Genomic DNA, 19,010 nt, shown 5'->3' on the forward strand with positions numbered 1-19,010 from the left:
CGGTAATTTCTTTTTGGCGATTGATCTGATCGCAGAAATCACACTGAGTTCCCCTATGGGGTGCTCTACACTTAAGAACAGTTATTTAGCATTTCACAGGGAGTCATTGTGTCTATATTTCTTAAACATCGCCAGATTGATAACTCGAGGAATCCATGGAATTTAGCTTGATAAATATCTTCATTACCGTAGCTATCGCTCATTTTCTTGCACTTCTTAGCCCCGGCCCAGATTTCGTGCTAGTGGTAAAAAGTGCTTTAAAAGGAAATCGTAAAAATGCAGTCGGCGTTGCACTTGGCATCGCAACAGCTAATGCTGTTTATATTGGTTTATGTCTTATTGGAGTAGGTGCTATTCTTTCTGCTTCTGTTTCGCTGATGATTACTTTAAAAGTTATTGGCGCCTTGTTTCTGATATATATTGCATTTCATGCACTTAAGGCGCCTAAAAATGCTTATCAAAATATGGCTGCGGCATTAGGACAGTCTGCGGGGTTTTCCTTACTTTCTTTTTCAAAAGAATTCATAACCGGCTTTCTATCTGGCATTCTTAATCCAAAAAATCTACTGTTTTATTTTAGCCTTTTTACTGTAGCACTTACACCAGATGTAAGTTTTCAATTCAAAATAGTGCTTGGCGCTTGGATGACTTCTATAGTGTTTTTATGGGATGTAGCCATTATATGCTTACTATCGAGAAACAACGTACGCAATAAATTCACTAAAGCGGCTTTCTACGTAGACAAAATCACTGGTTTAATTTTAGGCGCTATTGGGTTTGGTATTCTTAAGTCTGTTTGGTCCAAGCAGTAAAATATAACAATCAAATTAAGTCACTCGCTCCGCGGTTTGCAGCTGTTCCTGCAAAACGATTTGCTGAGCAGGGTGAGGTAATATGAGTTCGGTGAGCCAGCGTAGATGTTTCTTCGATCAGTTGGCCGTGCCTTCGTAACGAATATTGTTTCGAAGCAGTAAGGCTTTAAGCTGGTACTTGGCTTCTTTTAAATCCTTCATTGCTGCTTCGCGCGCACGGGATAAATCCCTAACGGCTTCATCTTCCGGCTCAGGGACATAAATGGGTGTGAGGTCTTCAGACTTTAATGACTTCACCAGTTTCAATGCATCCCGGCGGTCGGTTTTAATTCGCTCCCCCGGACTTTTTAGGAATAAGAGAAGGAGCAACGACGTAACAACAGTGACCCAGACTTGTGATGAGCCGGTAAATCCAGTAGCCACAAGAACCTGCTTCATAGACAACGTGCAGAGTCGCGCCAGGATATTTAGATTCAAACTGGCGAAGTAATTTTTTAACGCTGACTTTGGAAGAGGGGATGCGGCCATAATGAACCGGGCTCGCCCCGCGTTGTTCTTCACAATATGCCACTTCATGGAATTCTTTGTGCGTATCCAAACCGATAAAAATCATGCTATGTTTGTTCATGCTAGCCTCCAAATGATTTAGTCTTAAGCAAACTAATTATGGCACTGGCTTTCAGCTAACCCACGAGAATGCGGAGGCTAGCATTTCACAGGGAGTCATTGTGTCTAGGCGAGGAAAAACTATGGAACATTATCTCGGATATGCTGTGGCAAGCTTGCTTGGACTATCAGCAGTATTACTTGGAATTCTTATTCCTGGCGGTCCAATTGAAAATAGAAATTTCTCGCATATATCTCCCATGACACTGGGAGTATTCAATGTGCTTCTCACGGTATTGGGGATTGGCAGTTTTATATTGGTCTATTTTGCATTTGTAGGCTCCAAGCTTGCAGTCATCGCTTCAGCACTTTGTGGAATTTCGTATTTTTTTGTGTATGCGCTGGATTTGGGAAAAATATTTCCTGTCTCGCCAGACAAAATGCCGAGAGCATTATTCTGGATTGAGCTGGTTGGGCTTATCCTGTCGATACCGCTAACACTTTTCTCATTTATTTACCTATTCATGCCAAAAGTAGGTGAAAACGCATCCGGGATTTCATCTGGAATCACATTTTTGATAGTGGTTGCAGTGATCGCCCTTGGTGTTGGAATAGTCGTATTCGCTACAAAATCGGCAATGAAAAAGTCGCCTAACAAGGCAAATTAACTCGGATGCAAATTCCGCTGCGCTCCATTTGCACCGGTTATTTGCGACGTTAGGCGTCAAGTTGCACCGCGTTGCGCAATACGCTACACTCTTGCCATGGTTAAGTCATTTAAACATAAGGGCCTGAAGCTGTTTTTCGAAAAAGGGAAAACTTCAGGCATACAGACTAAGCACGCGAAAAAACTTCGCATGCAGTTAGCTGCTATCCATACCGCACAAGATATTGATGACATTAATTTGCCCGGGTTTTCTCTTCACCAACTCAAAGGAGAAAGGTCAAATATTTGGTCGATATCAGTCAACGGCAACTGGAGAGTAACTTTCGAGTTCACGGATGGTAATGCTTACATCTTAAATTACGAGGATTATCACTAATGAATATGCATAACCCACCACATCCCGGTGAATTTATTGAGTCCATCTACATGGAACCACACGGCATAAGTTGTAGAGCACTTGCGACCCATCTTGGTGTTGCCGCTTCAACACTAAATCGTGTCGTTAAGGGAAAAAGTGCAGTAACGCCAGAAATGGCATTAAGGCTGTCAAAGGTATTAGGTCGCAGCCCTGAAAGTTGGCTTAGTATGCAAGACAACTATGAACTTTGGCAGGCAAAGCAAAACATCAACTTGGATAACGTGCAGCCAATAGATCTGCATGCCGCCTAACAATCACATTAAGTCGCTCGCAGGCTCGCTGGGACAGTAACACGTGGGCTCTGTCGCTTCGCTCGGATTTTAGCCCACGTGTTACTGCTCCTTATGTGGGTGTTGGTATGACTCCCTTTGTCAACCCCGAACGAGCGCTTCCCTGACACTCTTGCAGTCCATAATCAGTTGTATTTCTCATTAAAATTAAATGAGCTAACGCACCGGATGAGGCAGTAAATTAGTCGGTTGGTATGCTGGTATTCGTAGGTTACTTATTCGAGGAATAAGCAGAGCTGACCTTACTCAATCCGCCGTGGCACCTTCTCATCAGTCTATGCTCGTGGGTCAATCACGGTTAAGTGATTGCCATCATCACACCCTCGTAGGTTGTGCCACTTTCCGCGGCCCGATCCGAATGCGTTAGCTCAAACTCGTTTATCATGCGGGTACTCTGCTTAATCTGAGTTTTGGATTAACCGGAGTGAGTACCACTTCTTTTGCGATTGCCCAGATGTAGAACTAAGTTGTTGTGCTAGAAATAAGTATGTTGTGCCCTCGAATTCTATCTCCGGCGTCAGCTTCTTCATGTAAGCTTAGTCGGTCTATAGCGAACGTCGTCCCTGCTGCTCCGGGTACCTTGTTTTGCGCAATGCCAACTTGAAGACCGCCATCCTCCGTGTCCATTCCCGTGCCTCGAATCATGCTAATTTTTTCATCAATCGTCATCGCGTTCACAATGTCATCAACTGGCGCATAGCCAAGTTTCAATTCCGCTTTGGAGTCAGCTACACCCAAAGATGGGAGTGCAAACAAAACGATGAGAACTGAACATTTTTGTAAAAACTTCATATGCATTGTTCCATGTGATATACGCGTTTCACAATCTCAGCAGAGCTGGACAGACGCGACATTTTCAAAAAATATTGAATTAAATTTAGCAGAATACGGTAAAGGAATCGAAGACAGAGAAATAGTTGATTATTCGAATAAGAGTGTATTGCTAACCCCGATAGTTGAACGGTCATAAAAGACGCGCTAGACCGAAGTCTAGCGCACCATTCTTAGTAAAACTCCTTGGAAACCCTAACACCAATTGTTCTTGTGGAGTTAAGTCCCCACGTTTGTAAGGTGGTAGCGAATCCATTATTGGCCTCACCTGCACTAAACGAAATTGAAGCGGGATTCTTTTCGTCTGTACAATTGTTGCAATAAATAGACACGTTTAGGCCTTCATCAGTTGAAATACCTGCACTCAGGTTAAAGGTCGTAAACGCGTCAAGCTCTCGCATTGGCGATCCGATACCGAAAGCCGTCTTCGAACGATAGTATGCGGCAGCATTGAAGTACCCATACATGTTGTCTGACAGCTCTTTTTCGTAGTTGGCCTGAAGCGTTGACGTTACGTCTGGCGCCAAAGGTAATGTAAACCCAGAAGCATCAAAAAACGAATCATCCGGACCACACACTAAAGAATCAGGGGTACAAGACGCACCTTCGAAACTATCAAACTTAGCGTCTAAGAAAGACGTATCCCACTGAAGCGTGAGGTAATCCGTCGCCATCGCTTTAAATGAGACTTCGGCACCACGAGATGTTACGTTTGCAGCGTTTTGCAGAATGAACGATTCGGCATCCAAATTAAATGACTGTGACTGATAGTTGTCAAAGTCGGTATTAAATATAGAAACATTCAAAATCACTTTGTTGTCTAACAGTCTGCTCTTCACACCAGCTTCAAACGTTGTCGATATTTCATCTTCAACAGCAAAAGGAATGTTGGGGTCGCCCAAATTAGTCGTGTTAAATCCAGGCGCCTTGTAGCCTTGCCCTATTGAGGCATACAACATTACCTTGTTGGTGTAATCGTAGTTAACACCAAGCTTCCAACTAAGATTTGTATTGTCTACGGTCTCTTCAAAACGACCGCGTGGACCACCAATGTTGTTGAAGTAGTTGCGCTGTGACTGCAGAACATCTGTAGACACTTCGTCGTGCGTGATCCGTGCACCCACAACAGCCGTTAGTCTGTCAGTTAAGTAAAAATCAAACTGACCAAATACAGCAATACTTTCTTGTGTTAACTCAGTTTCACTGTCGTTGCCCAAGAAGACATCGTTACTATATGGACACCCAGGCGGTGGTCCAGAAATTTCAGCACCCACGCAAAATGGGAAGCCTATAGCAACAAACGGCGGTGGTCCCTGAACGTCAAACGTATTGGTTAAATCAGAGGTAGAGTTAAAATAGAACAAACCCACCTGCCCTGAATAATCTTCTGTTCTCGGCACGACTAATCTGAGTTCATTTGAGAATTGGTCATAATCGTTTGTACTTGGGTTGGCAACAATGTTTTGACTGGAGACAAAATCGTTGTGCAAGTTCACGTCGCTTTCAAAATATCGCCAAGCAGCAATGTTGATAAGCTCCATACCATTGTCAAATTCGTAAGTAAGTTCAGCCTGCGCACCACCCGTTTCAATATCGCTGAACATCTCGCCGTCTGAGTTGTTAGTCATATTTTCAGGACCGGGAACGATATTATCCGGTGTGAGAAAGTCCCAAAGCTCACTGTCTGGGTCCACACTTCTAAACGTTCTGCTATAGCGTTCTGCTGTTCCGTCATTGGTGTTGTAATCGGCAATGGCATAAAAGCTCCATGGACCATCTTCGTATAAATATTTAACTTTTATACCTGATTTATCCTGGCCCAAGTCAGTTCTCACATCGTCGTTTGGATAAATGTTGTCAATTAACGGGTCCTGAGAAGATGACAAAAGGTTTATGCGCATAGCAGAGTTGTCTGATACAGGCACGTTGAGGGTTCCTCTAATCACATGCCCCTTTGCATCTGTAGGAGTGGTATCTCTAACGTTATATTCTAATGCCACTTTGCCTGAAAACTCATCGAACTCAGGTCTGGCTGTTGTGATATTCACAAGCCCTGCCGACGCATTCTTACCGAACAACAGACCTTGAGGACCGTTCAAAACTTCTACCGAAGCGATATCATTAAAGGGTTGGCCTGCCAAAGAATTACGCCCTAAGCTGACGCCGTCTATGGCTAACGCCACGCTGGGGTCAATAGTTTCAGCAAATACCAGAGTACCGATACCACGAATGGCAAATGTATTGTCTTGCCCAAGCTGAAGTGTTGGCGCAAGCGCTGAAAGCTGAGTCAGCTCATTGATACTCTGTTTTTGCAAATCATCGGAAGATAATGTTTGCACACTGACAGGCACCTTTTGGATATCTTGTGATGTCCGTTGTGCCTTAACCATAATGACTTCAAAACCCTCTGATTCAGAGTCTTCATTTTGCGCTTGTTGCGCTATTACAGGCTGCGCGAATATTGTAGCAATCAGAGTGACCAACGCAGACCGTTTAAATGTTGTAATACTTTTCATGTGTCCCTAATCTTAGTTTGTGATTCGAGTGTTTATTCCATGTAACTTTTTACAAATTGAATTGAATATTCACTACCTTCCAAGTGGTGCCTATTCCGTTTTTTGTGCCATCAATTCGAGTTACAAGATTTTAACCAAATTGAAACTTTTAGGTACTTTAGTTTTGTGATACCCAACTATCACAAACTAAAATACATAGTAAAACTTATTGCAAGGTCGCTTTTCAGCCCATGTATTACAAGACCTTCGTTGTTGAAGTAGGGCCTTAAATACAATGACGTATTAATCTATTGAATATGTTGAAACCTACTATTGATAATTTAGATTTTTGACCAAACGGTCACATTTTTAACGATCACGGTTATCAGAATGTAAAAGCAGTACGCGTGAGTTCGACTAAGTTCGGGTGCAGTGCAAGGTATAGAAGTGTCAGATGGGCTCAATAACAAAAGAGGGCTTATGCTAAAGCCCACCTAACAGCCAAAGGGATTAAACATGCAGCAAGACTATGCCGTCGATTTGTGTTCGCCCGTCTTTATGATTAAGAAAGCCAATGCAATAACAATTCATGCCACGATGCCATAAACGCTAAATGCTCCCAACACATTGTCTTTCCCGTTCTGTATAGGTCCAAGCAGCCCAAGTACAAACGCGAAGCCTAAGGTCGATAAAAATTGGCCAATAGCATATGTCGATTGCCATATCCCTGTGCCTTTGCCTCGATAGGAATGTTTGAGTTTTGACACCGCCAAGGTGAGGAGAGTTGGCAACAAGTATTTCCGGTGATGTTGACATTGACATACCCAAAAATCCGAGGCCTATCAGCAGGAACTCTATCATCACCAATTTTTTGGTTGAAAACTTGCCGTTGGCGAATCGAAATAATACGGCACCGATAATGACTCCAATGCTCGCAACAGATAAAAACAAGCCTGTTTTCGCTGGGTCGTCAATGTTAAATGTGCCAAGTGATCCCCCCAACTGAAACCGCAATATCTGAGCTAATTGTCCGTAGTGTTGTTCGTCTTTGGCGGGCAAGGTTTGTAAAGTGAATACTTTTTTGCCCATATCTGGCCCCACAGCAATGCGATAACTAACCGAGGCCGCTTGTGCAAGGGCAATAAACAAGCTTTTCGCCCCGGCCCTGCCGCGACCATCGCACCATTAGAATATACATCGTTAATTTGGGAGACCTTGCTTGGATGGCTTTTCTGGGGCGAATCAATCGCTTTTTTAACCTTAGTAGGTGCGGCAATTATCATCGTCAGCGGTGTTTATATTATTCGCCAAGGAAGCCATAACTAAAGGGCTTTGTAATATCAAAACCCTCTTCTAGCCTCTAAAATTAGGCACTCAAGTTAGACTCACAAATTAACGAGCTAAGTGCAGGTCTTTCATAGACAAACACATCGACTCTTGAGAACCAAGATAGTCTTTATTTAGTTGCTTACTTAATAAAGGCGTATGGTCATAGACAAAATCACGAACTGTCGCCAACGGGTAAGGCATTTTGTGGAAGAGATTACCCAGTGTTCTCGCAAATTCCACCTGATGATTGACGTAATCGACACGTTCTTCTTCGAAGCTGGTAAAAGCCTGACGTACGTTGTTTATATCCTTCAAGTCCATGCCGCCTAAAAATTTCGCTAAGAAGTAACCATCTTCAATCGCCATCCCCATGCCGTAGGCTGCATAAGGAGAAACCGGATGCACCGCATCGCCAAGACAAACGACTCGACCTTTTGACCAATGTTTTAGTGATGGGCGATTATAGATGTCCCAGGGAAATATCTGGGTTTTAAAGTCCGTTGCGTCAATAAAGCGCTGCATAGGCGAAGCAAAGTCTTTGGCGATATTACTTAGGTAGGCTTTTGCATCTTTAGGCTCAGGGTCATTCTCTTTTCTGTGCTCCACGAACCACCATTCGAAGCCTTTCTTACCATCGTGCAACATTGGGAAATAACTGGCTTGATACTTTCGAGAATGCGCAATCACGCCACGATCATGCGGTAATCCATCAATAGGGTCACACCATGCTAGCCAAACACGCAGTCCAACATGAAATATTTCGGGATCGCCGAACGCTTGAGCGGACACTTTCGAACGCACACCGTCTGCACCTATCAGAATATCGGCATACTCCACATGCCCTCCGTCAAAGTGCAATTCTACCCCATCCGCTTGTTCAACATAATGGGAAAATACTTTGTCAGGAACCAACACATCCGCTGGTAACTTTTCCATCATCTTACCGAAGGCATTTTTTCTTAATACGCCGTAATGCCAACCTTCAATACCAAACGCTTCTTCAACGCGCGGATTCCAATCCAGCTTCGCGCGTACTTTTCCCTTGTGGTTATGAAACTCGACTTTTGTTTTACTGCCAAAGCTCTTTATATCAATATCATAGTGACGTAGTACGGCAAGAACAGGAACGCTCAACAAAACAGCGCCGCCGAGAGGCTTAGGCTCTGGATTTCGTTCATAAACTTTAACGGAATAGCCTCGTTTAATCAGTCCTAAAGCAGCGGAAACGCCGCCAGGGCCAGCACCAACAATAGCAACCTGTTTACCTGCATTTTCTCTCATAATCACCTCGAATTATTTTTATTGTTTTGATCATTCAATGAACAGGTTTATTATTAATAAATAATTTAGATGGAATAGACTTATAAATCCATTTTTTCGGATGATTCATCCAAAAATCATCATCCCAATAATAAAAATAAAAGATATGTAAATTATGGATGTGCTAAGCGGCCTGTTAATGGGTTTAAAAATTCGCTCCACTACGGTGTCACGCTGGACTCTACACAGAGGCTACGGTGTTGATGTCTGTCAATTCTCCCCTGGCTATTTTCTTACCGTGACCGCCGGCGAACCAATGCAGTTTCGTTTTAACAATGCCATTTATACTTTATGCGTAGGAGACAGCCTAATCGCATTGCGCGGTGCTGACTGTCTGATCGGTGATGAGAGTGTCACTCAGTTTGAAAACATTAGTGACCTAGACTGGCAAGGAGTACACAATCACTATGACATTGAGCAACAATATTCTTCCATCGTTAAAGTCGATGTCGGTATTGGAACTAAACACTCAGAAATAATAGGCATTGCGTTTGAATTCGAATCAGACACGCTAACACACGAATTACCAGAGGTTATCTCACTTCCTAAAGGTGAACACTCTACTTCTAATCTACTACAACAATCGACAGACTTTCTCGCCAAAGAAGAACAACCTGGGTACTTTGCGTTAGCACTACAAATTGCTGAATTCACCGTGACCAGCTCCATTCGCCAATACATATTAAGTAACGAAGCCTATGCTCCCGGTGTGCTTAAAGGCTTAAAAGATCCACAGCTAAGATACGCTCTCAAAGCGATACATCATTCTTCAGAGCAACAGTGGACACTTGAGTCTTTAGCTCAATTATCAGCCATGTCGCGCAGTGCTTTTGCGGCAAAGTTCTCTGAAACAGTTGGCGTGCCTCCAATTAACTATCTAACTAAGGTACGAATTCAAAAAGCACAACACTTGCTTCTCTCTACCGAGTTTCCCATCGCAATGATTGCTGACAAAGTGGGATTCCACTCGGACAGAGTATTTAGAAGTGCGTTCAAAAAATGGTTAGGTTTATCTCCGATGAGTTATCGGAAGCTCTAACCGTAACGCCTCAAAGGTTCGGGTGGGTCTTGAAAATGCTAGACGCCAAATGCTATTTGGCGATAGTAAAACGTTTGCGGACATGCAGTTGCCAACGAGTCTAAACCAGTATTTCAAGCACAGAAGTAGTGCGAGCCGAAGTGTCTCGCACGGCAATATTCAATAGCGGTCAGAATAGATGAGCTTAACTCCAGAACTAAACGAGTCCTCTGGGTATGGCATCATTCGTTCATTCCATTGCGCATATTTAGCTCTTAACTCCGCCGCTTTAGCTGGAAATTTTCGAACCAGGTTAGCCTGTTCTCGCTTATCGACTGAAAGATCGAATAAATATTCTTTCTCGCCGATAGTTAAATATTTCCAGTCTCCGTCACGCACAGCTCTTTGAGCATTATTTTTAAAGCGCCAAAAGAGCGTTCTTTGTTTTGTGTCTTCCTTTCCTGAAAGTACTGAAAATAAATTTTGACCATCACTGCCAGATACTTCATCACTATTGACTCCAGCTGCAGCTAACAAGGTCGGCATCCAATCCATAGATATCAAAACTTGGTCAGATATGGTCCCGGCTTCTATCGCTTTGGGCCACTTAATAATGGCTGGTACGCGGATACCACCCTCTAGTAATTCTCCTTTTTTACCTAAAAAAGGCCAATTGTAAGAAAAACGCTCGCCACCATTGTCACTTGTAAACACAACTATTGTGTTTTCTTCTAACCCCAGTTCTTCCAATGTGCCCAGTATGTTTGAAATATTGTTGTCAAGACTGTTGACCATCGCACCATAGGTGGCAAAATTTCCACCATCATTGTCAAAAATTGTAGTTAGCTCTTTAGAGCGAAGAACGTCATTTGGACCTTCCCACGGCCAATGGGGAGAATTAAAATGAAGGCTCAAAAAGAAGGGGTTATTTTGTTCAGAGAATTGCTTGATTATTGCTTGTGCTTCTTTAGCAAAAATATCTGTAGCATAACCGCTAACAGCAACAGGCTCGTGGCCATCCGGGGTACTTCTCCACAATCCGTCTTGTGGTGGCGCTTTAAAACCAGGAATCTTAACTTTCCCGTGATAAACCTTATGTTCAAAATAGTCTATTCCCCCTGGGAAAAAGCCGAAGAAATGTTCGTATCCACTTTCTCGAGGTGTGTGCTCTGGAGCGTAGCCCAAATGCCATTTTCCAATGAGTCCTGTGGAGTAGCCAGCAGATTTAAAGGCTCTCGCAATAGTTAATTCATTTTCTGGAATACCCAAATCATCAAATTTGCCTAAAGGTTCCTCCAACCCTACGCGATACCTGTATTGATACCGACCCGTTAATAATGCGGTGCGCGTAGGTGAGCACACCGCCGAATTGGCATAAGCGTTGGTCAACATCAATCCTTCGTCGGCAAGGCTATCTAGCGTCGGCGTTTCATAGTCAGGGCGTCCATACTTACCTATATCGCCAAAGCCCAGATCGTCAGCCAATATAAAAATTATATTGGGTTGACTCGTATTGGCTTGCACATTTGTAGCGCATGCACACAAACTAAGTAACATTACTCTCCAGGCAAACTGATAGGAAATCAATTTAGTTATCATGTCGCGTCCTCAAGTTTAGCGTTCCTATATGAGATAAGTTTGCGATAACTAAAACGTTAAGTATATTGAAACTAAATCAACGATAAGTTAACTTTTGTTTAACCTGTTTGAAATGCGTGGAACTAAAGGTGAGAATCAAGCAACTTGAAATTTTTATCGCTGTAGTCGATGAGGGGAGCTTTGCAAAGGCGGCTGAAAAAATGAATATAACTGTGCCTGCTGTTACAAAAAGTATGGCTTCAATGGAAGTTGAAGCCGGCGCTTTGCTTTTTGATAAGTCGGGTTATCGTGTTCAGCCCAATGAAGCCGGGAGAGGCCTACTAAAGTATGCACGTGTAATTGTCTCGGATTTTAAGGAAGCGCTGCGATATACCCAGCGTATTAGCAGTAATCAAGCTCACCGTTTAAACGTTTACGCTGGACCTGCCATTATTAGAGAGTTACTGCCAGTCGTAAGCTGTGACTTTGAGACGCGATATCCCGATGTACAGATTGTCGAATCAGGTACTTTTCGAGTAGATGATAGATTGTTAGTTTTTGATCAAATTCGAAATGGTGATATAGACTTGGCATTGTGTCCTATTCGATTAGACACTGATACTCGCGGGCTTCAATGGGAGCCGCTACTTAGAATGCATTTGCAACTGGTGGTTCACAATACACATCCGCTAACAGAGATTGAAAATATTACGTTTTCACATTTGCTACCCTACACGTGGATCGTTCCCTCAACTCTCAATTTTGTATATAAAGAAATTGAAAAAATGTTATTTGAGTTCGGTGTCAATTCACCAGATAGTGTTAAAAAACGCCCAGTACTCGCGCGTGAGTCGGTATTGAAGATGCTGAAATTACAGCCTTTTGTAGCGGTTCTTCCTCACAATGACAAAATTTATGCCCTTGATACCAGCGAGTTTACGATCATCGATATAGATGTAAGTAAATTTGGTTGGACAGTGTTTGCGATCACTCGAGAAACACGCGTTCATAACGACCACATTACTCATTATATCGAGGCAACAAAGCGCATAATCCAATCTGGCAGTTCAATCATTTAAACCCAAAAATACCCTGTAAGTTACCTAATTATTCGTAAGGTATTTCTGTTTTCGATTACTTATATTAAGAAAATTAATTTTTTCAATATTACTAATTCTCTTATCGTAGCCCCATTGTAAATGAAATGTTTACATAAAGGGTCCTGTCTTTACGAAGTATTAACACTTAAGTTATCAAAAATAACACTGTGTAGATAATATTTTAAGGCCATGGAAACTCACTGTCTCCCACTTAAAAATTTGGTAGCACACAATGAAACTTAGAAAACTCACCCTATTTTTCCCCGTACTTACAATGACTACGCTCTCGTTACAGTCGTTTGCTCAAGAAACGACAGTAGAAAATGACGAAAATAGTGACAATACCTATGGTATTGAAGTTATTAATGTTACTGCACAAAGAAAATCGGAGTCGTTACAAGATGCGGCTATTCCTATCAACGCAGCTTCTGGTGCTCGTTTAGAGCGACAAGGTATTGCTGACGCAGTGGGGCTTAATAAAATTGCACCAGCATTGTCAGTAGCCAATGGTGGGGGGGCAAATACAGCATTCTTTATTCGTGGTGTCGGTAATTTCACAAACAATGGTTTTACTAACCCTGCAGTATCTTTCAATATCGATGGCGTATATATAGGTCGTCCGTCCTCGACAATTTCATCTTTCTTAGACTTAGATCGCGTTGAAGTACTCAAAGGACCCCAAGGCACCTTGTATGGTCGAAACTCTACAGGGGGAGCGATTAATGTTATTTCAAAAGCACCCGTACTCGGTCAAAATAGCGGAAAAGTAACGCTGGGTGTTGGCAATTATTCAGCTTATAGCCTTACTGCGATTGGTAATTTTGAACTAACGGACGACTCTGCCATACGTATAGCAGGTATTGTCTCAGACAGAGATGGTTATTTCGATGACGGTACATCGGATGCTGACGACACCGCATTCAGATTGTCATACTTAAATGAAGTGAATGCTGATTTGTCAGTACGTGTTACCGCTGATTATTCATCTCAAAAAGGCGTCGGTGCTGGAACAAAAATTCACGGATATTACAGTTTTGCTCCGTTTCAAGGTGATTTACCCGTTCCTAACTGGGCATTTAATGAGCTTTCCGATTCGATCAACGGTGACTTTGTAGGGTTACACAATCCAGGGGTGCTTGACTACATTGCTGAAAACGTCGCTGGAGCGCCTGGCCATATGCCGTTCGAAGGTTACGCATATCCTAGTCGAAATGATACATTTTGGGGGATCAATGCCGAAATAAATTACGATTTAGACTGGGCTGAGCTGGTTGTTATTCCTGCTTACCGTGTATCAAATTTGGACAATATCTTTAACGGACCTCCGTTTAAAGCGGCAATAAACGAAGACGAAGCAAAGCAAACCAGTATAGAAGCTCGCCTTTCTGGAGAATACGAAGATATAGATTGGATTCTTGGTACTTTTTACTTTGATGAAAGCGTCGAAGGGGTTAACGCTTATAATCAATTCACTACGCTTACGTCAAACGCCTGGAAGTCGGGTACGCAATCAAGTTCGCTCTTTGCAAGAACAACGTATAATGTAAGTGAAGATTTGCGTTTGGTTGCAGGTATTCGCTATACAAAAGACGAGTATAGCCTGGACGCGTTACAAACTTCCACTGCGGCTGTATGTCTGGAAGCGCCTGAGGGTAGGCCACCATCATGTACGCAAATACCTTCCCTCCCTGTTGGTTTAACACTGCAAGATACTCTCGCAGCGCTTGACCCTGAACTGTTTCCAACAGGCTCTCCGCTAAATAGCGACGGCACTATTACCTATGGTGCACGCCCTTTTGGTCCGATCAATTATTTCGCCCCTGATCAGTTCGGCCCTGGTGCAATTTTAGCGATTACTCCAACCGCCACTGACCAAGAAGAAGATGATAGTCAAGTCACCTATCGTGCGGCGATAGAGTACGATGTTGCGAAACGCAATATGGTTTACGCAAGCTTTGAGTCAGGCTTCCGCGCGGGAGGATTCAACCAAACGCGAGGTAGGGAAACTTACGAACCAGAGCACATTGACGCTTATACAATAGGTTCCAAGAACCGATTCCTTGACAATAAACTCGAACTAAACTTTGAGGCATTTTATTGGGAATATGAAGATCAACAATTAGCCGCTTTGGGTCTAGATATAAATGGAAACAATGGTTTCTACACGCGGAATGTTGGCTCTTCAACTATCAAAGGACTTGAGGTCGATTTCCAATACGCGTTTTCTAACGAAACATTGCTAAGAGGTAATTTCCAGTTCCTCAACGCGAAGTACGATGAATATGAGTATGATCAAGTTGATTTATCAGACGCAGGGATTGATCCCCCTAATTTCCTAACACCGCTAAACACCTGTGAAAATACATTGGGAATATATCAGGGAGACACCCTTGTTCCTTATGATGCGGCGCTTGATGTCGTGGGGGCCAAGCGCGGCTTCACAGTTGATTGTTCTGGCAAAGATGCACTCAATGCGCCTGATCTTACCGTAACGATGGGCATTCAGCACACCATGGAATTTGACGGCTTTGCTGTTATTGGGAACCTGGATGCTCGCTATCGTGATGAACGTGAGTTAGGGTTCAACTATGTACCTGGAGGCCGTGTAGATAGCGATTTAACCTTGGATGCTACGCTAACATTTGTTTCAAATGACGGGTATTGGACGGTAAATGCTTACGTACGTAATATGACAAACGAAGCGATGGCCGCTACCTATCAATTGGGGGCAGGCAGTGTGGCAGGTTCAGCATATGAACCCCCGCGAACTTACGGCGTAAATGTAACTTACGAGTTCTAAGCCTGTATTCAGCGCCAACTAGCAAATAGAACCCCGGGCGTGTCCCGGGGAGTCTATAGCGGCCAGCGAATATACTTAAATCCTGAGCCTGACCACTCTTATGTCTAATACTACGCCCTAATTCGCAGTTTTCCATACCAAGATCCTGAGGTTTATGCCAATAGAATCAGGTTGCATGTCGATAAAACAGTAATAAGCCTAAGTTTATTGTTACTTGTCTGAATACCTCATTTATTTGACTCATCGGAGAGATGTTATTGCTATTTCCGTAACTGGTTACGGAGTTTTGAGTGTGAAATCATATAATCAATTAGGGCATATTCCGCTGGGAACGATGTTGCGACAGATGGCTGCCCAGGTATCTAAAGATGCTGAGAACACTTATCAGAAGTTTGATTTTGATATTGAACCAAAGTGGTTCCCTGTATTTTTCGTGCTTGCACGCTATAATCTGGCGGCGGTATAAAGGCGCGTATAACAATCACATTAAGCCGCTCGCAGGCTCGCTGGGACAGTAACACGAGGGCTCCCAGCGTTTCGCTTAATATTGTTGCCCAAGTGTTTTTTGCCCGCATGCGGGTTTTAGCTGATTAGTCCAACCGTTTATAAAGGAATATATATGCAAGATGCCATTCTAAAATCGATTACAGCCACAGTTCAAAATGGTGTTGCAAAAGCTGATGGGAAATTTTGGATTACTGAAACTGATGTTCATTTTACCCCATATAATAAAGATTTCGGGCCCAGGCCTCTCAAAATTGAAAGGAGCTCTATTTCAAAAGTAGAAAAATGCTCTGGTAAAGGCGCGGGTATTCTTCCTATCACATCTGATGCAATCGAAGTTTCATTACATGATGGCAGTACATACCAGTTCATAGTGTCAAATCCTGACGAGTTAATTGTACTCCTGAGCCAATAATCAGCTAACAAGGTGCTCAAAACTATAACAACAGGGACGGTCGCCGGGGCATAAACACGAGAGCTGAAAATGGATATGAAAATGGAGTTTCAACATTGAAAGAGATAGTGATAGACGTATTGTTTGTGGGCTTACTGATAATTCCTGTAGCGCTGTATTCCTCTGCGAACCTTACCAACAGAGTCGTTACTTACTGTGAAAAATCAATTGTCAAAAGCAAAAAACAATTACTGACTTTACCTGTATCGGTGTATCTCATTTATGAGCTACCATCGAAGGATAACTGGGCTGCACAAGCGGGTTTAGTCTTTGCGTTTTTTCTGTTCTTTATGATTTACGCCGCTGCAATATCTCAGTTAATTCAGCGGGCGGGCGCAGAAAGCAAATCGCTGTGACCGGCCATGTGCGCCCCCATTTGTTCAAAGAACAATCCGCTCACCAAGAATCACGGCCTCTTTGATCTCACCCATAGCCACATGCTGAAGAACAAAGTTGGGCACTTCCCCGGGCATAATTGCGGGGGCATTTTCATCGGTGTCTGACACCTGCACTGGCAGGGTTGTGTCGATATTAAGTAATGCCTTTTCATCGATAAAGTAACTGTAACCTTGTGACAGCAGGGCTTTATAACTCTGATTAGTCAGCGTCAGAGGTGACTGGACTTTGAAAGCTTTTGGCGGAAGGGTTGCCAGTCCTGTTGCGTCAATGTTTTCAAAGCCGTAAACCGTGCGCAAATCACCGATGGCTTCTATGCGGCTTTTTCCGGTTTTACGGTCGGTCACTATGCTGATGTCAGCTACATAAGGCTTGTCATACCCCAGCGTCACGTCATGTATTTTTACGTCGCACAGGCCGTCCTCACGGTTGTCCGGAATGCGGTAATAGTCTGCCAGCGAATATTGTGTGAACTGGTTGGTGAGCAGGCTTTCCAGCGCGGTTTGCAGTCCGATGACGTTCATCTTCCTTGCAATCTGCCGGTTGGGGTCGTTCATTGCTGCGCCGCTTTCTATCAGAATTGTGCTGGCGCCGGAAGCGGCGATATTGTCACCGAATGAGCGGAAGGAATAGGTGTCGTCATAGCGGCCTATGCACTGAGGAATAAAGTGTGAGAGTACACCGGCCATATGGGCGATAAGCTGTTTGGCACGAAGCCTCGGCCCGTCTACATGTTTATCTTCATGATACGCCGGGGCAAGAAATGCTATGGTTGCCGGGTTCGATGATACCCCGGTGGTGTAATAGGGGTTCTGATCATGCAGGTTAAAAGCAATATCCGGCGACAAGGTGGCTACCTGCTGTTGCAGGATCTGACCTTCAGGACTTTGCAGTGATCTGGCATCCCTGTTGATATCAATTCCCTGAGCATTAATCCGGGTGCGTCGCTGCGCGCCATCGGGATTAAGCATGGGAATGACGTGCAGGGTAACCTGAGATTGCCAGTTTGCCGGCAGCCCGTTTAACTGCCCGTTCAGTAAGATATGCAGCCAGTCGAGAACAGCGGCAGTGGCGGTAGCCTCATCGCCGTGCATTTGTGTCCAGGCCAGGATGACGCATTTTCCGGAGCCCAGCGTAAAGCGGGAAACCGGGCGACCCTCATAAGATTTACCTATCTGCGTCAGTGCAATACCGGATTGTTCCGCTATCTGGTTGATGACCGGCGAAATATCCTCTGCTGTCAGATGGGCTTTGTTCAGAGACGGCCAGTGCATTTCATCAAATTTTGCCGCTATGTCAGCAACTGGCAGATGAGGGTGTGCGGTCATGGTACGTCCTTATTTGTCGGTGAACTGAAGCATCTTACCCGTGGTCAGATTGATTCAGAGATAGCTATTATTTAATGGTATTTTGATATTCGCTTCAACTGGTTTATATTTGAATAATTAATTCTTTGAGACGAATGGCAACGTTCCTGATGCCCGTTTGTCGCCCTGTAATTCAAAGGTCAACAGACCCTGTTAAGAAGTGAAACTCCGGATGTCTGCATTTACTAAAATTAAGGCGATTAAACACGCGCTCTCTTCCAGTGAGTCTAAGCTGGCAACGTTTACTCTGGACTCGCCCAATGCGGTGCGGGACTTATCATCACAGGAACTGGCTAACGTCGTGGGTGTCAGCCAGTCAAGCGTGGTGAAGTTCGCTCAAAAGCTGGGTTACAAGGGGTACCCTGCATTCAAGCTGGCGGTGATTGATTCGCTGAATAAAGAAACGCCGAATACGCAAATTCACGGCAAAATCACACTATCCGATGGCTTTGAGCAAATGGCGGATAAGCTGGTGGCGAGTAAAATCAGTGTGCTTAATGAAACCCGCAATCTGAATGAAATGCTGGCTTTTGAGCGTGCTGTCGAGCTGCTGAAGAATGCGAGAAGGGTAATGATTTGCGGGGTAGGTGGTTCGGCGCTGGTAAGCAAAGATTTTGCTTACAAACTGCAGAAGCTGGGGATCTCTGCTATTGCCGAAGCTGACGGACATGTTCAGCTTGCTCTGGCTGCCACGTTTGGTGAAAACGACGTGGTTGTGGCGATCAGTGAATCCGGCACGACCAGCGAAGTGGCCAATGTGGTTACTGAAGCAAAACGTAATCACACCCCGGTTATTTCCATCACAAAGTACGGTCAGAACACCATCGCTGATCAGGCAGAAGTAAAACTGTATTCGGTGGCAGAAGAAGCTTCGTTACGACTGGCGTCGATTCTTGCCCGTACTGCGCAGGAGCTGATCATCGATATGTTATTTATTGCACTTACCCAGGCATCACGGCAGGGAAGAAAGCTGCTGGAGAAAACCAACGAAGCGGTGTCTGAATTTAAAAAGCAGCAGCACTGAG

The 19,010-nt window shown here is 43.9% G+C and carries 17 protein-coding genes and 1 pseudogene; 11 read left to right on the forward strand and 7 right to left on the reverse strand.

The genetic code is table 11. The features are described from left to right. Window positions 1-155 precede the first annotated feature (155 nt). Window positions 156-812 carry a LysE family transporter gene (locus ACXAG2_RS11975; RefSeq protein ID WP_474867266.1) on the forward strand — a complete coding sequence of 219 codons (657 nt, stop codon included), beginning with the start codon at window positions 156-158 and terminating at the stop codon, window positions 810-812. Window positions 813-845: 33 nt separating this feature from the next. Here the strand turns inward: ACXAG2_RS11975 and ACXAG2_RS11980 are convergent. Continuing rightward, window positions 846-1,440 (reverse strand): annotated as a pseudogene (locus tag ACXAG2_RS11980) (IS110 family transposase); the annotation flags it as partial. Window positions 1,441-1,561: 121 nt separating this feature from the next. Between ACXAG2_RS11980 and ACXAG2_RS11985 the strand changes: the two are divergent. The 3 genes from ACXAG2_RS11985 (at window position 1,562) to ACXAG2_RS11995 (ending at window position 2,754) form a co-directional block, all read left to right on the forward strand. Beyond that, a complete protein-coding gene (locus tag ACXAG2_RS11985; RefSeq protein ID WP_474867268.1) occupies window positions 1,562-2,086 on the forward strand; it encodes a DUF8051 family protein in 525 nt (174 codons plus the stop codon). A 96-nt stretch (window positions 2,087-2,182) separates the two neighbouring features. After that, window positions 2,183-2,461 carry a type II toxin-antitoxin system RelE/ParE family toxin gene (locus tag ACXAG2_RS11990; protein ID WP_474867270.1) on the forward strand — a complete coding sequence of 93 codons (279 nt, stop codon included), beginning with the start codon at window positions 2,183-2,185 and terminating at the stop codon, window positions 2,459-2,461. Further along, the gene (locus ACXAG2_RS11995; protein ID WP_474867273.1) at window positions 2,461-2,754 is read left to right on the forward strand and encodes a HigA family addiction module antitoxin; all 294 of its coding nucleotides are present in this window, start codon (window positions 2,461-2,463) and stop codon (window positions 2,752-2,754) included. The genes ACXAG2_RS11990 and ACXAG2_RS11995 overlap by 1 nt, the downstream gene beginning before the upstream one ends. 501 nt (window positions 2,755-3,255) lie before the next feature. Here ACXAG2_RS11995 and ACXAG2_RS12000 read toward each other — a convergent pair. The 4 genes from ACXAG2_RS12000 to ACXAG2_RS12015 form a co-directional block, all read right to left on the reverse strand. Beyond that, a complete protein-coding gene (locus ACXAG2_RS12000) occupies window positions 3,256-3,585 on the reverse strand; it encodes a hypothetical protein (protein WP_474867275.1) in 330 nt (109 codons plus the stop codon). Window positions 3,586-3,797: 212 nt separating this feature from the next. Then, a complete protein-coding gene (locus tag ACXAG2_RS12005) occupies window positions 3,798-6,140 on the reverse strand; it encodes a TonB-dependent receptor (RefSeq protein WP_474867277.1) in 2,343 nt (780 codons plus the stop codon). 588 nt (window positions 6,141-6,728) lie between these two features. Then, window positions 6,729-7,268, reverse strand: coding sequence for a hypothetical protein (locus tag ACXAG2_RS12010; RefSeq protein WP_474867627.1), 540 nt, complete (start codon window positions 7,266-7,268; stop codon window positions 6,729-6,731). Between the two features lie 243 nt (window positions 7,269-7,511). Continuing rightward, window positions 7,512-8,729 (reverse strand): FAD-dependent monooxygenase, encoded by a 1,218-nt coding sequence (locus ACXAG2_RS12015; RefSeq protein WP_474867280.1) that lies wholly within the window; start codon window positions 8,727-8,729, stop codon window positions 7,512-7,514. A gap of 154 nt (window positions 8,730-8,883) precedes the next feature. Between ACXAG2_RS12015 and ACXAG2_RS12020 the strand changes: the two genes are divergently transcribed. Further along, a complete protein-coding gene (locus ACXAG2_RS12020; RefSeq protein WP_474867283.1) occupies window positions 8,884-9,807 on the forward strand; it encodes a helix-turn-helix domain-containing protein in 924 nt (307 codons plus the stop codon). Between the two features lie 159 nt (window positions 9,808-9,966). On the opposite strand, the gene ACXAG2_RS12025 is transcribed toward ACXAG2_RS12020, so the two are convergent. Further along, window positions 9,967-11,385 (reverse strand): sulfatase family protein, encoded by a 1,419-nt coding sequence (locus tag ACXAG2_RS12025; protein WP_474867286.1) that lies wholly within the window; start codon window positions 11,383-11,385, stop codon window positions 9,967-9,969. A gap of 128 nt (window positions 11,386-11,513) precedes the next feature. On the opposite strand from ACXAG2_RS12025, the gene ACXAG2_RS12030 reads away from it, so the two are divergent. From ACXAG2_RS12030 to ACXAG2_RS12050, 5 genes are all read left to right on the forward strand, one after another. Then, a complete protein-coding gene (locus tag ACXAG2_RS12030; protein WP_474867288.1) occupies window positions 11,514-12,443 on the forward strand; it encodes a LysR family transcriptional regulator in 930 nt (309 codons plus the stop codon). A 253-nt stretch (window positions 12,444-12,696) separates the two neighbouring features. Continuing rightward, window positions 12,697-15,264, forward strand: coding sequence for a TonB-dependent receptor (locus ACXAG2_RS12035; protein ID WP_474867290.1), 2,568 nt, complete (start codon window positions 12,697-12,699; stop codon window positions 15,262-15,264). Between the two features lie 292 nt (window positions 15,265-15,556). Continuing rightward, on the forward strand, window positions 15,557-15,730 hold the full coding sequence (locus tag ACXAG2_RS12040) for a hypothetical protein (protein ID WP_474867292.1): 174 nt from the start codon (window positions 15,557-15,559) through the stop codon (window positions 15,728-15,730). A 153-nt stretch (window positions 15,731-15,883) separates the two neighbouring features. Further along, a complete protein-coding gene (locus ACXAG2_RS12045; RefSeq protein WP_474867295.1) occupies window positions 15,884-16,183 on the forward strand; it encodes a hypothetical protein in 300 nt (99 codons plus the stop codon). Window positions 16,184-16,278: 95 nt separating this feature from the next. Next, window positions 16,279-16,578, forward strand: coding sequence for a hypothetical protein (locus ACXAG2_RS12050; protein ID WP_474867298.1), 300 nt, complete (start codon window positions 16,279-16,281; stop codon window positions 16,576-16,578). A 24-nt stretch (window positions 16,579-16,602) separates the two neighbouring features. Here the strand turns inward: ACXAG2_RS12050 and ACXAG2_RS12055 are convergent, their stop codons facing one another. Further along, the gene (locus tag ACXAG2_RS12055; protein ID WP_474867301.1) at window positions 16,603-17,946 is read right to left on the reverse strand and encodes a M14 family zinc carboxypeptidase; all 1,344 of its coding nucleotides are present in this window, start codon (window positions 17,944-17,946) and stop codon (window positions 16,603-16,605) included. A gap of 211 nt (window positions 17,947-18,157) precedes the next feature. On the opposite strand from ACXAG2_RS12055, the gene ACXAG2_RS12060 reads away from it, so the two are divergent. After that, window positions 18,158-19,009, forward strand: a complete 852-nt coding sequence (locus ACXAG2_RS12060; protein ID WP_119502659.1) for a MurR/RpiR family transcriptional regulator — start codon at window positions 18,158-18,160, stop codon at window positions 19,007-19,009. Window position 19,010 lies beyond the last annotated feature (1 nt).

The organism is Alteromonas sp. ABH4_456 (genome assembly GCF_056160645.1).

What these genes read in the sequence shown, in the direction of transcription:
- ACXAG2_RS11975 (WP_474867266.1), top strand. Translation starts at nt 156, where the DNA reads ATGGAATTTAGCTTGATAAATATCTTCATTACCGTAGCTATCGCTCAT.
- ACXAG2_RS11985 (WP_474867268.1), top strand. Translation starts at nt 1,562, where the DNA reads ATGGAACATTATCTCGGATATGCTGTGGCAAGCTTGCTTGGACTATCA.
- ACXAG2_RS11990 (WP_474867270.1), top strand. Translation starts at nt 2,183, where the DNA reads ATGGTTAAGTCATTTAAACATAAGGGCCTGAAGCTGTTTTTCGAAAAA.
- ACXAG2_RS11995 (WP_474867273.1), top strand. Translation starts at nt 2,461, where the DNA reads ATGAATATGCATAACCCACCACATCCCGGTGAATTTATTGAGTCCATC.
- ACXAG2_RS12000 (WP_474867275.1), bottom strand. Translation starts at nt 3,585, where the DNA reads ATGAAGTTTTTACAAAAATGTTCAGTTCTCATCGTTTTGTTTGCACTC.
- ACXAG2_RS12005 (WP_474867277.1), bottom strand. Translation starts at nt 6,140, where the DNA reads ATGAAAAGTATTACAACATTTAAACGGTCTGCGTTGGTCACTCTGATT.
- ACXAG2_RS12015 (WP_474867280.1), bottom strand. Translation starts at nt 8,729, where the DNA reads ATGAGAGAAAATGCAGGTAAACAGGTTGCTATTGTTGGTGCTGGCCCT.
- ACXAG2_RS12020 (WP_474867283.1), top strand. Translation starts at nt 8,884, where the DNA reads ATGGATGTGCTAAGCGGCCTGTTAATGGGTTTAAAAATTCGCTCCACT.
- ACXAG2_RS12025 (WP_474867286.1), bottom strand. Translation starts at nt 11,385, where the DNA reads ATGATAACTAAATTGATTTCCTATCAGTTTGCCTGGAGAGTAATGTTA.
- ACXAG2_RS12035 (WP_474867290.1), top strand. Translation starts at nt 12,697, where the DNA reads ATGAAACTTAGAAAACTCACCCTATTTTTCCCCGTACTTACAATGACT.
- ACXAG2_RS12045 (WP_474867295.1), top strand. Translation starts at nt 15,884, where the DNA reads ATGCAAGATGCCATTCTAAAATCGATTACAGCCACAGTTCAAAATGGT.
- ACXAG2_RS12055 (WP_474867301.1), bottom strand. Translation starts at nt 17,946, where the DNA reads ATGACCGCACACCCTCATCTGCCAGTTGCTGACATAGCGGCAAAATTT.
- ACXAG2_RS12060 (WP_119502659.1), top strand. Translation starts at nt 18,158, where the DNA reads ATGTCTGCATTTACTAAAATTAAGGCGATTAAACACGCGCTCTCTTCC.